This is a genomic window from Bartonella sp. TT110JLCBS, assembly GCF_042193405.1.
Lineage (GTDB): Bacteria > Pseudomonadota > Alphaproteobacteria > Rhizobiales > Rhizobiaceae > Bartonella.
In genome coordinates, this window is sequence record NZ_JBHILT010000002.1 from 105548 (window position 1) to 119178 (window position 13631).

12 protein-coding genes are annotated in these 13631 nt (G+C 35.6%); 6 read left to right on the top strand and 6 right to left on the bottom strand.

Annotation, left to right across the window (positions count from 1 at the left end):
• Window positions 1-106: 106 nt before the first annotated feature.
• From ACFILW_RS01510 to ACFILW_RS01530, 5 genes are all read left to right on the top strand, one after another.
• Window positions 107-1039, top strand: coding sequence for a class I SAM-dependent methyltransferase (locus tag ACFILW_RS01510; protein ID WP_375622046.1), 933 nt, complete (start codon window positions 107-109; stop codon window positions 1037-1039).
• 2 nt (window positions 1040-1041) lie between these two features.
• Window positions 1042-1890, top strand: coding sequence for a TrmH family RNA methyltransferase (locus ACFILW_RS01515; protein WP_375622047.1), 849 nt, complete (start codon window positions 1042-1044; stop codon window positions 1888-1890).
• On the top strand, window positions 1887-2390 hold the full coding sequence (gene lspA, locus ACFILW_RS01520; RefSeq protein WP_375645636.1) for a signal peptidase II: 504 nt from the start codon (window positions 1887-1889) through the stop codon (window positions 2388-2390). The genes ACFILW_RS01515 and lspA overlap by 4 nt, the downstream gene beginning before the upstream one ends.
• Window positions 2391-3252: 862 nt before the next feature.
• Window positions 3253-4026 carry a Bax inhibitor-1/YccA family protein gene (locus ACFILW_RS01525; RefSeq protein WP_375684962.1) on the top strand — a complete coding sequence of 258 codons (774 nt, stop codon included), beginning with the start codon at window positions 3253-3255 and terminating at the stop codon, window positions 4024-4026.
• 112 nt (window positions 4027-4138) lie between these two features.
• Complete coding sequence (locus tag ACFILW_RS01530) at window positions 4139-5002, top strand: endonuclease/exonuclease/phosphatase family protein (protein ID WP_375622050.1); 864 nt, start codon at window positions 4139-4141, stop codon at window positions 5000-5002.
• Between the two features lie 5 nt (window positions 5003-5007).
• Here ACFILW_RS01530 and polA read toward each other — a convergent pair whose 3' ends face one another.
• The 6 genes from polA to ACFILW_RS01560 all read right to left on the bottom strand — a co-directional run bounded on the left by polA (window position 5008) and on the right by ACFILW_RS01560 (window position 11807).
• Entirely contained in the window at window positions 5008-7914 is a 2907-nt protein-coding gene (gene polA / locus ACFILW_RS01535; protein WP_375684963.1) for a DNA polymerase I, read from the bottom strand.
• 299 nt (window positions 7915-8213) lie between these two features.
• Window positions 8214-8921, bottom strand: coding sequence for a DNA polymerase III subunit epsilon (gene dnaQ, locus ACFILW_RS01540; protein WP_375622052.1), 708 nt, complete (start codon window positions 8919-8921; stop codon window positions 8214-8216).
• Between the two features lie 4 nt (window positions 8922-8925).
• Window positions 8926-9513, bottom strand: coding sequence for a dephospho-CoA kinase (gene coaE / locus ACFILW_RS01545; RefSeq protein ID WP_375622053.1), 588 nt, complete (start codon window positions 9511-9513; stop codon window positions 8926-8928).
• Complete coding sequence (locus ACFILW_RS01550) at window positions 9510-10382, bottom strand: shikimate dehydrogenase (RefSeq protein WP_375684964.1); 873 nt, start codon at window positions 10380-10382, stop codon at window positions 9510-9512. Before ACFILW_RS01550 ends, coaE begins: the two co-directional genes overlap by 4 nt.
• Window positions 10375-10971 (bottom strand): Maf family nucleotide pyrophosphatase, encoded by a 597-nt coding sequence (locus ACFILW_RS01555; RefSeq protein ID WP_375622055.1) that lies wholly within the window; start codon window positions 10969-10971, stop codon window positions 10375-10377. The genes ACFILW_RS01550 and ACFILW_RS01555 overlap by 8 nt, the downstream gene beginning before the upstream one ends.
• Complete coding sequence (locus tag ACFILW_RS01560; protein ID WP_375622056.1) at window positions 10968-11807, bottom strand: pyruvate, water dikinase regulatory protein; 840 nt, start codon at window positions 11805-11807, stop codon at window positions 10968-10970. Before ACFILW_RS01560 ends, ACFILW_RS01555 begins: the two co-directional genes overlap by 4 nt.
• 551 nt (window positions 11808-12358) lie before the next feature.
• On the opposite strand from ACFILW_RS01560, the gene rho reads away from it, so the two are divergent.
• A complete protein-coding gene (rho, locus tag ACFILW_RS01565; RefSeq protein WP_012232634.1) occupies window positions 12359-13624 on the top strand; it encodes a transcription termination factor Rho in 1266 nt (421 codons plus the stop codon).
• Window positions 13625-13631: the final 7 nt, after the last annotated feature.

A 13631-nucleotide genomic window follows, 5' to 3' on the forward strand; every position in this document is an offset into this window, starting at 1 on the left:
TTCTTTTTTATACATGTTTTAATTGACTTTAGCTTTTTTGCACTTTTACGAAACATTTAAGAGCTTTATAATATATTTTTATACCTCATATACCATGATACAAAACATGCCCGCACAATGCTTTCAATCCTCCCATAACAATAGATATCCGCAGGAAAAATTGCCCCTTATTTTAGAAACGGGTGTAAGCGAAAACTATGCTCTCATTGACTCTGGTCATGGACAAAAATTAGAACGTTATGGAGCTTACCGTATTATTCGACCAGAAGGTCAAGCACTATGGAAACCCGCTTTACCACAAAAACAATGGGCTGATGTTGATGCTATTTTCACAGGAAATCTTGATGAAGAAGGGGTTGGGCGTTGGCATTTTCCTAAAAAGCCACTTGATGAAACATGGGCTCTTGCTTGGAATGGATTGTCTTTTCTAGGCCGTTTTACTTCCTTTCGTCATGTAGGAGTTTTTCCTGAACAAGATGCCCATTGGCGCTCTATGGAAGAACAAATTGTTCAAGCCGAACGCCCTATAAAATTGTTGAATCTTTTTGGCTATACAGGTATTGCCTCTTTGATTGGAGCACGAGCGGGGGCGAATGTTACCCATGTTGATGCTTCTAAAAAAGCCATTGCGTGGGCAAAAGCTAATCAAGAAAGAGCAGGATTACCAGATCATTCTATTCGCTGGATTTGCGATGATGCTATGAAATTTGTCGAGCGTGAACTGCGTCGTAAGAAAAGCTATGATATGATCCTTCTTGATCCCCCTGCTTATGGGCGTGGACCCCATGGTGAAATTTGGCAACTGTTTGATCATTTACCAGCTATGATCACAAATTGTCGTAAACTTCTCTCTGATAAACCGCTCTCTGTTGTCCTTACAGCTTATTCTATTCGTGCTTCCTTCTTTGCACTTCATGCTTTAATGCGTGATGCATTTGTAAATCTTGGTGGTACAGTCGAATCAGGAGAACTCATTTTGCGTGAAGAAGTTGCAGGACGAGCTCTTTCTACTTCTCTTTTTAGCCGTTGGATTGCTTGAATATGTGTAGACCAAAAACTGGTAGAGTGAAAGAAATTACCTCTCTTAGCAACCCCATCATAAAAGATCTTAGAGCACTTAGCCAAAAGAAAAACCGTAATAGAGAAGGTCTTTTCATGGCAGAAGGATTGAAATTGGTCATTGATGCTCTCAATCTTGGCTGGACAATACAGACGCTTATTTTTTCTAAAAGTGAAATCGGTAATGCTACTATCGAAAATACTGCCGCACGTGCTGTAGCCAACGGTGGTTTTGTGATTAAAGCCTCACAAAAGGTTATGGAATCACTTACCCGACGCGATAATCCACAAACAGTTATTGGTATTTTCAAGCAAAAATGGCACTCTTTTGAAATGATAAAAGGGCAGATTAAAGATGTTTACATCGCGCTTGATCGTGTGCGTGATCCTGGAAACCTTGGTACCATTATTCGAACCGCTGATGCTGTAGGTGCTAAAGGTGTTATTTTAATTGGTGAAACAACAGACCCTTTCTCGCCTGAAACGGTCCGTGCAACCATGGGGTCAATTTTCTCTGTACCACTTTATCGTTTTGATGAAAATGCCTTTTTAAACTGGTCTTCTCACTTTAAAGGTATGATTGTTGGAACACACCTCAAAGGATCTCTGGATTATCGGACTCTTGATTTCAAAAATGGTCCTGTTATCCTTTTAATGGGAAATGAAAAACAGGGATTATCAGATATTCTTACAAGTCGGTGTGATAAACTTGCGCGTATTCCACAAAGTGGACGTGCTGACTCGCTTAATCTAGCAGTAGCAACAGCTGTTATGCTTTATGAAATACGTCGCCCTTATTTAACACTAGAACCATGCGAGGAAAAAATATGATCCGTAAATCACTCCCTTTTCTTCTCCTTGGCTTAGTTTTTACAATAGGACTTGACCAAGCTGTCAAGTACTGGGTTATGCACAATATGCCTTTAGGAACAGAAATCCCCTTCTTTCCTTTCCTTTCACTTTATCATGTACGAAATTCTGGCATTGCATTTTCGTTCTTTTCTTCCTTTTCTCACTGGGGAATCATTACCATCACAATCATTGTGATTATCTTCCTTTTATGGTTATGGAAAAATACTGAATATAATAAATCTTTTATGCGCTTTGGTCTTATCCTTATTATTGGGGGAGCAATAGGCAATCTTATTGATCGTATTCGCTTTCATCATGTCACTGATTATATCCTTTTTCATATTGATGATATCTTTCATTTTGCTATTTTCAACCTTGCAGATAGTTTTATCACTCTTGGTGTTATTACCATCCTTATTGAAGAATTGCGTACTTGGATGAAAACAAAACGTCATTCTAACCGCACATCTTCTCATTGATATTCTCATCACCTTAAAAACAAGGGATTCTTGATCATCACAAGCCTGATTACAAATTGATTCCTCTTAATCAATTCTTATTGCTCGTGATTTTACGTGTTTCTCTTCATGGGACTATACGATCTTACTGTCTTTTCAACTTTACATTTCTACACTTGCTCAATGCAAAAGAAATGGATTCAAATAGAAATTACCTTTTTTCATATTGAATAAAAGCCCTTAACAGCCTAAATCTCTTTTATTTGAAATCTGTTCATGTTGAATCCATAAAAAACATGTCTCTTGCAAGACACAAGCAAGTTAATAATATTGATTAATATAAACAGATTTGAAACCTGAGAATCTTGCAATATTCAGAGTATCATTTAGTACTCAAAAAGACAGTTTATTATTATATATCAATTAAATTATTATAAAAATCCAATTCAATAGCTCTTATAACCGTACAAAACAGATGCAATATTGGAAGTTGAAAAATAGTGCGATGATACTTGCCGCTCTTCTCATAAGCGCGAAAATAGTGGATATCTTATAAGGGATTGTATTACATAGTTTCTGTGAAAATAGAAAAGCCTTTAAGTATAGTCTTTTTATCTTGCAAAAATATGGCAAAAAATGGAAATATTTTTTATTAAAATGAACTATTTCCTTACCAATTTGTAAGGTTCCTTCTTCATATAAATCTCTTGTAATTTTTAAATAAATCTCCATAATAAGAGCATATATGCTGGAATTCTGTCAGTGATTCTTAAGGGTTTTTGTATTTGCCCAATTAAGGCTTATACCAAGCTTATCTGTGTAATGACAGAGACACTTTTAAAGCCCTATACCTGACAGAACATATGCTAAAGGATTTTATATTATGGCTAATTTTAAAGATTTACGTTCGGCACCTGCTTCTCATGCCGATGCATCAATTGATCAGGGATTACGCGACTATATGTTGGGTGTCTACAATGCAATGGCCATTGGTTTGCTTATTACAGCTGCTGCCGCTTATGCAATTGTATCATTAGCAACGACAACAGATATGAGCCAAGCAGCAGCTCAAATCAATAGCAGTGTTTATCTAACACCATTTGGAGTAACATTTTATACATCGCCATTCTCTTATATTGTTATGTTTGCACCACTCATAGCAGTCTTATTTCTCAGTTTTAAAATTAATACATTGAGCACAAATGCTGCTCGTAGTCTCTTTTTTGGTTATGCTGCTCTGGTTGGTCTTTCACTGTCTTCAATCGTTTTGCGCTATACGACAGAAAGTGTTGTGCAAACCTTTGTCATTTCCGCCGCAACTTTTGGAGCTCTTTCACTTTATGGATACACAACAAAGCGTGACCTCACAGCAATCGGTTCATTCTTATTCATCGGATTGATCGGCTTGTTGCTTTCCATGATTGTGAACATTTTTCTTGGATCAAGCGCTTTGCAGTTTGCTATCTCTGTGATTGGTGTTTTTATCTTTGCTGGTTTAACAGCCTACGATACCCAGAGCATTAAGTTGATGTATTATGAAGGAGATGAGAGCGACACCAAAGGACGTAAAGTTATTATGGGCGCATTGAATCTTTATCTTGATTTCATCAATATGTTTGTCTTCTTGCTACAGTTTCTTGGCTCAAACCGTGATTGATTGCAAAAATCATAACTTAATTAAAGAACCTTGTTTCTAAAAGAGACAAGGTTCTTTTGTTTTTAGTGTAAGTCTTTACCCTTGGCCTCTTAGGGACTATTCTTTTCGTAAAATGACAAAAATACCTTATAAGCAAAAATTCCCTTGGTTTACCAGTTTTATCCAACAAAAACTCCACAGCTCCCTTTTTAAGGCAATTCACAGCCGCTCTCATCATCAATCAAACATCATCAATCAAAATAGTAATTATGATCTGACCGTTGCTTCCTATAATGTGCATAAATGTGTAGGTGTTGATAAAATTTTTAATCCTACAAGAATTGTCCGTGTTATTACTGAATTACAAGTTGATATCCTTGCTCTTCAAGAAGCAGATAAACGTTTTGGAGAACGCATTGGTTTGATTAATCTTCAGCTATTAAAAGCTGAAACCGGTTTGATTCCTGTACCTCTTAATACTATGTCACCTCATGGCCATGGTTGGCATGGGAATGCTCTTTTTTTGCGAAAGGGATATGTACGTGATACTTTACAAGTCACTCTTCCTAGTATTGAACCACGTGGGGCTGTAGTTGTAGAATTGGAAATGGAAGCAGGCCCTATTCGTATTATTGCGGCTCATTTTGGCTTATTACGTTACTCTCGTAAACAACAAACAAAAATGCTCCTTGAAATTTTCCAAAAACGCCCCCTTATGCCTACACTCCTCATTGGAGATTTTAATGAATGGCGGATGGGAAAAGGCTCATCTTTAAATCATTTTTCTCCCTATTTTGATAGCACTTTTGAAGTTGTACCAAGCTTTCCCTCTCGCTTTCCTTTTTTAGCCCTTGATCGCGTTTTTGCTTTTCCCCACCAATTGGTAACAAGTATTGAAAATCATCATTCACCGCTTGCACGCATTGCTTCAGATCATTTGCCTATCAAAGCCTATCTTAATCTTTCTAACTCAATCAACATTCTTAAAAATAAATAAAAAAATTAATGTGCCTCATCCCAATTTTGAGCCGTCATGACTTTCACTTCAAGCGGGACAGATAAAGATAGAACCGGTATTGTAGCATTTTCCATAACATTTTTAACAACAGTCATGGTTTTTTTACTTTCTTCTTCTGGTACTTCAAAAATCAGTTCATCATGAACTTGCAGCAACATTTTTGCTGATAGTTTTTCTTCTTTTAAAGCATCTTCCATATGTATCATAGCGCGGCGAATGATATCGGCCGCAGAACCTTGAATTGGAGCATTGATAGCTGCTCGCTCATTAAGAGAACGAATTTTTACATTCTTTGCTTTTATTTCTGGATAATGGATACGACGTCCAAAAATTGTTTCTACATAACCATTTTCACGTGCAAAGATTTTGGTTTTCTCCATATAATCTTTAATTCCTGGAAATCTTTCAAAATACAGTTGAATATAACGACCCGCTTCTTGGCGTGAAATTCCCAATTGATTGGCTAATCCAAAAGCTGAAATACCATAAATAATACCAAAATTAATCGCTTTTGCACGCCGTCGTATATCTGAATGCATTCCCTCTATTGCAACGCCAAACATTTGTGATGCCGTTATAGCGTGAATATCATGCCCTTTAGCAAAAGCTTCTTTTAATGCTTTTATATCCGCAATATGTGCAAGAATGCGCAATTCAATCTGACTATAATCAGCAGAAAGTAACACATGTCCTTTGGGAGCAATAAAAGCTGTTCGAATTTTACGTCCTTCAGCAGTTCGCACTGGAATATTTTGCAAATTTGGCTCTGATGATGATAACCGACCTGTTGATGTTATTGCCAAAGAATAATTCGTATGAACACGCCCTGTTTTTGGAAAAATATAAGAAGGCAAAGCGTCTGTATAGGTAGATTTTAGCTTTGCAAGTTGACGCCACTCAATAATTTTACGCGGTAAAATATGACCTTCAGCAGCCAACTCTTCTAAGGTTTGTGCAGAAGTTGACCATTGACCACCCTTGGTCTTAGCACCTCCGAGCAATCCCATTTTGCCAAAAAGGATATCACCTAATTGCTTTGGCGAAGCAAGATTAAACTTTTCATCAGCTTGTTTGTAAATTTCCTCTTCTAGAATCAAAGCGGCTTGCGCTAACTCTCCTGAAAGACGCAACAAAATCTGCCGATCAACAAGAATCCCTCGCTCTTCCATTCTTGCAAGAACTTCTATAAGTGGTCGATCAAGGCGCTCATAAATTTTTACCATTCCTTGAGCGACAAGTTGCGGTTTCAAAATTTGCCAAAGGCGTAGGGTTATATCGGCATCTTCCGCCGCATAAAGGGTTGCTTGTTTTAAATCTACTTGTGCAAAAGAAGTAATTTTTTTTCCTTTATGCGTTAAATCCTTATAGGCAATTGGTTTATGCTCAAGCCAACGTTCAGACAAATCATCCATATTATGAGTTAACATTCCAGCATCTAGAGCATATGACAAAAGCATGGTGTCGTCAAAAGAGCTTATCATAATGTCGTATTGCTTCATCACTAACCAATCATATTTTATATTATGACCAATTTTTAACAGTGCTGAATCCTCTAATAGCGGTTTTAAAAGTGCTAAAGCTTTTTGGGTCTCAATTTGCGAGGTAATGCGCCCGCCCCTCAAAAGATCTTCTTTTTCCTCAAAATGTTCAAGAGGTATATAGACTGCCTTTCCCGGCTGTAATGCAAGTGAAAAACCAACAAGCTTTGCTTGCATCGGATCAAGAGACGTTGTTTCAGTATCAAAAGCAAAAAAACCCTGCTCTTGTGCTTGTGATAACCACTCTTTTAAAACTTCTTCATCAAGAATTGTTGTGTAAGTATCTCTTGTAATTTTTTGAGTCAGTGCTTGATCTTTACGCTTTTGTGCAAAAACTTGTGGAGAGTTTTCAGAAAAATTATGACGTGATATGTGTTCAATGTTTTTTATATCAGAATCATGCCCATCGCTTGTTTTTTCCCATTCAACATTTATATCAAGTGCATCAATAATAGCGGCATCGCATGTCGTTGCCTCTGCTACGCGACGCGTTAATGTTGAAAACTCCATCGCTTTCAAAAAAGCAATTAAACGTGGACCATCTTGTGGTTCCAAAATAAAATCATCTAAATCACTATCTATAGGAACATCTGTTTTAAGCCTAACAAGTTCACGAGAAATTTTAACTTGTTCTCTATAAGCTTGAATGTTTTCACGCCGTTTTGTTTGTTTAATTTCTGTTACGCGTTGCAATAAAAGATCAAGAGAACCAAATTCATTTAACAACTGAGCTGCAGTTTTGGGACCAATGCCTGGAATACCTGGTATATTATCCGTTGAATCTCCAATCAAAGCTTGTAAATCAATCATTTTTTCAGGTGCAACACCCCATTTTTCTATAACTTCTGAGATACCTATATGCTTGTCTTTCATTCCATCATACAAGGATACATGCGTATTTACGAGTTGCATAAGATCCTTATCAGAAGAGATAATGGTTGTTTTTGCCCCAACCTTTGTTGCCAATTTTGCATAGGTAGCAATTAAATCATCCGCTTCAAAGCCTTCCTTTTCAATACAAGGCAAATTAAAAGCCTTCGTTGCTTGGCGTATGAGCGCAAACTGAGGAATTAGATCTTCAGGAGGTTCAGCGCGATTCGCTTTATATTCAGGATAAATTTGCTTCCGAAAAGTATTAGATGAATAATCAAAAATAACAGCAAAATGTGTTGGAACAACACCCGTAGCTGTATTACGAGCATCACAAAGTAATTTCCATAACATATTACAAAAACCAGCTACCGCTCCTACAGGAAGTCCATCTTTTTTACGTTTTAAAGGCGGCAAAGCATAATAAGCACGAAAAACATAGCCTGATCCGTCAACCAAAAAAAGATGATCTGTTGCTTTCATGACAATTTTTTCTCCATTTCAGCTAAAAAAACAAATTACCCTTATATATTTTTTCATTTTGCCTCTAAAAAGCCATTTTTTCTTTTCATAAGACATGAAGTCGTTGCACTTTATATTAAGTACCTAGAGCTTTTCTTTGCTGTTACAGGATTAATAGCTTTCATTTTGCTCCTCCTATGATAGCTGAGGTACGATGTAGCGACAGGGTCGTTGTGGTGTTCCCCTCCCCACAACGACCGTTTTTTTTGACATCGATATTCTTTAATTTCAATCGTGACTCTTTTAGATAAAAGATGATGTTATTCATGAATTTTGAAGTTATTCCACAGAGCTTTTTCACCCATCTTGTTGATAAAATCAGCGTGCAACTTTTTTTCTTGCATACTCAATCTTGAAGGTAAAGCCTGCGGGCGAATTTTAACGGTATAAGATGTATCTTTATCATTCTGGATATATTCATCAATACCCCTTCTGTTATCAAAACCCAATACACCTTGCTTTCCACCGATGAGCTCAATATAAACATCGGCTAGAATCTCTGCATCAAGCAAAGCACCATGAAGAACACGATGGCTGTTATCAATTCCAAAACGTTTGCATAAAATATCAAGAGAATTAGGACCCATAGGAAATTTACGCCGTGCCATAGCCAGTGTATCAAGAATATTATCAACACTGATAAGCGGTTTGTTGACGCGTTTTAATTCTGCATTAATAAAACCAATATCAAAACTCGCATTATGCGCAATCATTGTCGCGTCTTTGATAAATTCCAAAAATTCATCAACAATATCACTAAAACTTTTCTCGTTTTTCAAGCGTTCATTGGTTAATCCGTGAATTGCTACAACTTCATCAGGAATAATAACGCCTTCAGGGTTTAAATAAACATGAAATTGGCGTCCTGTGAGATAACGATCAACCATTTCTACACAACCAATTTCGATTATGCGATCTTTCTCTTTATCTAAACCTGTTGTTTCTGTATCAAAAATAATTTCCCGCATAACTTCAATTCTTTAGCAAATTTTTTAGCACATTTAAAACCTGTTGACGTGTATTCTCTAAATCTTTTCCTGTATCAATAACAAAATCAGCACGTTCTCGTTTTTTTTCATCTGGCATTTGTTGAGCATTGATAAAGGCAAATTTTTTCTCATTCATACCTTGGCGAATCATAACACGTTCTTTTTGTATTTCTGGTGGAGCTGAAACAACAATAACGCTATCTACACGACTTTCACCATTTTTTTCAAAAAGAAGTGGAATATCAAGAATAACTAATTTTTTCCCTTGTTCACGCGCTATATCAATAAATTCCCTTTCTTTTTCTTGCACCAAAGGATGAACTATTTTTTCTAATGTTTGTAATTTTTCCTTATCATCAATCAAAATTTCAGAAAGTTTCAAACGATTAACTTCACCGTTTTCAACAACACCAGGAAAAATACGCTCTATGAGTGACAAAGCTGGCTCACTTTTATAAAGCTGTTGTACTGCTTCATCAGCACTAAAAACAGAAATACCCGCTTGCTTAAAAAAATCAGCAACTGTTGATTTTCCCATAGCAATTGATCCCGTTAATCCTATGATCTTCATTCTCTTTTTTCACTCATATCCTCTAAAATAGCTGTCCTTAACGCTTTTGTTACCTGTGGTCTTATTCCAAACCACTGTTCAAATCCTATAACAGCCTGATGTAGAAGCATTCCAAGTCCATCAACCGTCTTGAGATCACAAGCTTTTGCCTGTTGTAAAAAAGGAGTTATCAATGGTGTATAAACAATATCTGTTACTAACGCCGTTTTTTTTGCTTTATGAAAATCACAAAAAAAAGAATCACTTTTTTCTTCCGAATTTTTTATGCCAATAGAGGTTGTATTAACAATCAAATCAGCTTGATGAAGTATTTCATGGATTTTATGCCAATCGTAAACTTTAATGATTTTTCCAAAATGCTGAGCTAAATTATCAGCGCGTTGTTTTGTACGGTTAATTAAATAAATCTGTTCAAATCCGCGTTTTTTTAAGGCATATAAGATAGCGCGCGCGGCACCACCTGCTCCAAAAACAAGAGCTGTTTCCCCTCCCCAATCAGATGCAAAATCATCAAGATTAGCGCTAAAACCATAGGCATCGCTATTCGTGGCACAAAGCTTATCTCCTTCATACCAAAGTGTATTAACAGCACCAATCATTGTTGCTATCTCATCTTTATAAGATGCTAAACGAAAAGCTTCCTGTTTATAAGGTAAAGTAACATTTCCTCCACAAAAGCCTATTTTTTGTAAAGACGCAATAAAATGACTGAACTGTCCAGATGTTACTTCTTGTGCAATATATTCTCCTTGTAAACCATATTGTTTAAGCCAAAAATTGTGAATTTTTGGCGATTTTGAATGATGAATTGGAGAACCAACAACAAAAGCACGCGGATAATTTGTTTTTTTTATTGTTAAGTCAACCATCAATAATTCCTAAGTGGCGCAGTTTTATGAGTAGAGGCAGTAAAGGTAAACCAACAATGGTAAAAAAATCTCCATCAATTTTTTCAAAGAGATGAATCCCTTCCCCTTCAATTTGATATACTCCCACGCTGTTTAGAACATCTTTTCCTACGCGTGCTAAATAACGTTCAATAAATTCTGACGAGAGCAAGCGGACGGACATATGTGCACTAAAAGCTTCAACCCAAATTTTTTGACCATTTTTAAATAAAGCTACCGCACTATGAAGAGAATGGGTTTTTCCTGATAACTCACATAAACGTTGATGTGCTTCTTTAATATTTGTTGCTTTATGAAAAACTTGACCTTCCAAATCAAGTACTTGATCACAACCAATAACGAAAGAATCAGGAAAACGGTCTGAAACATTTTTTGCTTTTGCACTCGCGAGAAAACAACAGAGTTCTTTAGGTGTTTTTTCTTTTGCTGTTTTTTCTACTTCTCTTTCATCAAAAGAAGCTCCTTCAATGGAAAAATTTAAACCTGCCTTTTTCAATAATTTTGCACGATAAAAACTAAGAGATGCTAATATTAAAGTATCTGCGTTCATGAGAATTTTCTCTCATTTCCTTCACGAAATCGTGATAACAGTTCAAATATTGCAGCAGCAGTTTCTTCAATAGAACGTCTTGTGACATCAATAATAGGCCAACCAAAACGTTCACAAATGCGTTTTGCATAGATTAATTCTTCAGCTATATTGATACGATTTGTATAATTATCAAGAGCAAAACCTTCTCCCAAATCTCTATTTTGGCGAATATGTGAGATTCTTTCTGCTGAAGCGATTAAGCCAATAATTAAAGAATTTTTTGCCTCTAAAAGAGATTCTGGCAAATCAATATTAGGAATAAGAGGAATATTAGCCGTTTTTATTCCGCGATTTGCTAAATAGATACTTGTTGGCGTTTTAGAGGTTCTTGAAATTCCTACAAGAATCACATCTGCTTCAGATAAGCTACTGGAAGACTGTCCATCATCATGTTCTATTGTAAAATCCAGTGCCTCAATACGACGAAAGTAATCTGCATTAAGATCATGTTGTGCACTAACACGTAAATGAGTTGGCATTCCGAGGTAAGACTGAAAAGCATTTAAAACAGGATGCAATATATCAATACAGGGAACTTTTATTTTTTTGCATCTTTTTTGAAGAAGAAGTTTAAGTTCTTCATCAATCATTGTGTAAAGAACAATACCTGGCTCTTGTTGTATTTCATCAAGAGCTTTTTGTAACTGTATTCTATTACGAATCATAGGATAGATATGCTCTGTTGCCTGACTCATTGCATACTGGGATGCTACAGCTCTTCCAACAGAGATTAATGTTTCTCCCGTTGCATCAGAAAGCATGTGTAAATGAAAGAATTTTTTTTCTTTTGTCACAAAAATTTTAACTCCTTGTTAAGACATGTGCATATATCTTCACCATTTTTTATAAAACTAAAATTTAGAAAATTTTTTTCTTTTTTATGCACAAATTAAATGCTTGTGATAATTTATCCCTCTTATAAAAAAAGAGGGGATAATATCTTTAAGATAGTGTTATTTTTATCCTTTTTTCATTTCCTTTTGTGGATAAAATTGAGCATAAATAATAATCCACACTAAACACAGTTATAAATAAGAAGAATCCTTTCTTTAATATAAATTTATTAATATAAATTTCTGTAAAAAATACTTTTGAATAGCATTTCATTAATGCTATAACTTTAACTTACATTTTTGTTATTAAAATAATTAAATACTATTTGGATTTTATATTTTTTCAAGTTTTTCATACAATTACTTAATATTACAGGAACAAATTTCATATAAATGGTACTTGCAGATTAAAAAAATTGAGTGTAGAATATTTTTTCTTAATAATATTTCACTCATAAATTTCCATAAATTCTTTAAAACAATCTTCTCCTTAATTACAAAGAGCATATTTCATGCAAAAAATGAAACTACAAGAACTTAAAAGCAAAAATCCCGTTGAGCTTGTTTCTTTTGCTGAAACATTAGAAGTTGAAAATGCCTCCCTTATGCGCAAACAAGAATTAATGTTTGCTATCTTGAAAAAACTTGCTCTACAAGACGTTGAAATTATAGGAGAAGGTGTTGTTGAAGTTTTACAAGATGGATTTGGATTTTTGAGATCTGCTGATGCTAATTATCTTCCTGGTCCTGATGATATTTATCTTTCACCTGCACAAATACAGTCGTTTTCTTTAAAGACAGGCGATACAATTGAAGGTCCTATACGCAGTCCAAAAGAGGGAGAACGTTATTTTGCTCTCCTTAAAATTAATACAATTAATTTCGAAAAACCTGAAAAGATTCGTTATAAAATCCACTTTGATAATCTTACTCCTCTTTATTCAAATGAACGTTTCCAAATGGAAATACAAGATCCTACAGAGAAAGATATGTCATCACGCGTGATTGATTTGATATCTCCATTGGGAAAAGGACAAAGAGGATTAATCGTTGCGCCACCTCGGACAGGAAAAACAGTTTTACTTCAAAATATTGCTCATTCTATTACCACTAATCATCCTGAATGTTATCTCATTGTTCTTTTAATTGATGAACGACCAGAAGAAGTTACTGATATGCAGCGTTCAGTAAAAGGAGAAGTGGTTTCTTCTACTTTTGATGAGCCTGCAATACGTCACGTACAAGTGGCAGAAATGGTCATTGAAAAAGCCAAACGTCTTGTTGAATATGGACGAGATGTTGTTATTCTTCTCGATTCTATTACACGTCTTGGGCGTGCATATAATACGGTTGTTCCTTCTTCAGGTAAAGTCTTGACAGGTGGTGTGGATGCTAATGCTCTCCAACGCCCAAAACGTTTTTTTGGTGCAGCACGTAATATTGAGGAAGGCGGATCTTTAACCATTATAGCAACGGCTTTGATTGATACAGGAAGCCGTATGGATGAGGTTATTTTTGAAGAATTTAAAGGAACAGGTAACTCAGAAATTGTTCTTGATCGTAAGGTTGCTGATAAGCGTATTTTCCCTGCTATGGACATTTTAAAGTCAGGAACACGTAAGGAAGAGCTTTTGGTAGCACGACAAGATTTGCATAAAATTTTTGTTCTTCGTCGTATTTTAGCACCTATGAATGTAACAGATGCAATTGAATTTTTGATTGATAAATTGAAGCAAACAAAAAATAATAGTGAGTTTTTTGATTCAATGAATACGTAGAGACATT

Excerpts from the sequence above, each read along its gene's own strand:
- ACFILW_RS01515 (WP_375622047.1), top strand. The coding sequence starts at position 1,042 with ATGTGTAGACCAAAAACTGGTAGAGTGAAAGAAATTACCTCTCTTAGC.
- ACFILW_RS01555 (WP_375622055.1), bottom strand. The coding sequence starts at position 10,971 with ATGAACGCAGATACTTTAATATTAGCATCTCTTAGTTTTTATCGTGCA.
- coaE (WP_375622053.1), bottom strand. The coding sequence starts at position 9,513 with ATGAAGATCATAGGATTAACGGGATCAATTGCTATGGGAAAATCAACA.
- ACFILW_RS01525 (WP_375684962.1), top strand. The coding sequence starts at position 3,253 with ATGGCTAATTTTAAAGATTTACGTTCGGCACCTGCTTCTCATGCCGAT.
- polA (WP_375684963.1), bottom strand. The coding sequence starts at position 7,914 with ATGAAAGCAACAGATCATCTTTTTTTGGTTGACGGATCAGGCTATGTT.
- ACFILW_RS01530 (WP_375622050.1), top strand. The coding sequence starts at position 4,139 with ATGACAAAAATACCTTATAAGCAAAAATTCCCTTGGTTTACCAGTTTT.
- lspA (WP_375645636.1), top strand. The coding sequence starts at position 1,887 with ATGATCCGTAAATCACTCCCTTTTCTTCTCCTTGGCTTAGTTTTTACA.
- dnaQ (WP_375622052.1), bottom strand. The coding sequence starts at position 8,921 with ATGCGGGAAATTATTTTTGATACAGAAACAACAGGTTTAGATAAAGAG.
- rho (WP_012232634.1), top strand. The coding sequence starts at position 12,359 with ATGCAAAAAATGAAACTACAAGAACTTAAAAGCAAAAATCCCGTTGAG.
- ACFILW_RS01510 (WP_375622046.1), top strand. The coding sequence starts at position 107 with ATGCCCGCACAATGCTTTCAATCCTCCCATAACAATAGATATCCGCAG.
- ACFILW_RS01550 (WP_375684964.1), bottom strand. The coding sequence starts at position 10,382 with ATGGTTGACTTAACAATAAAAAAAACAAATTATCCGCGTGCTTTTGTT.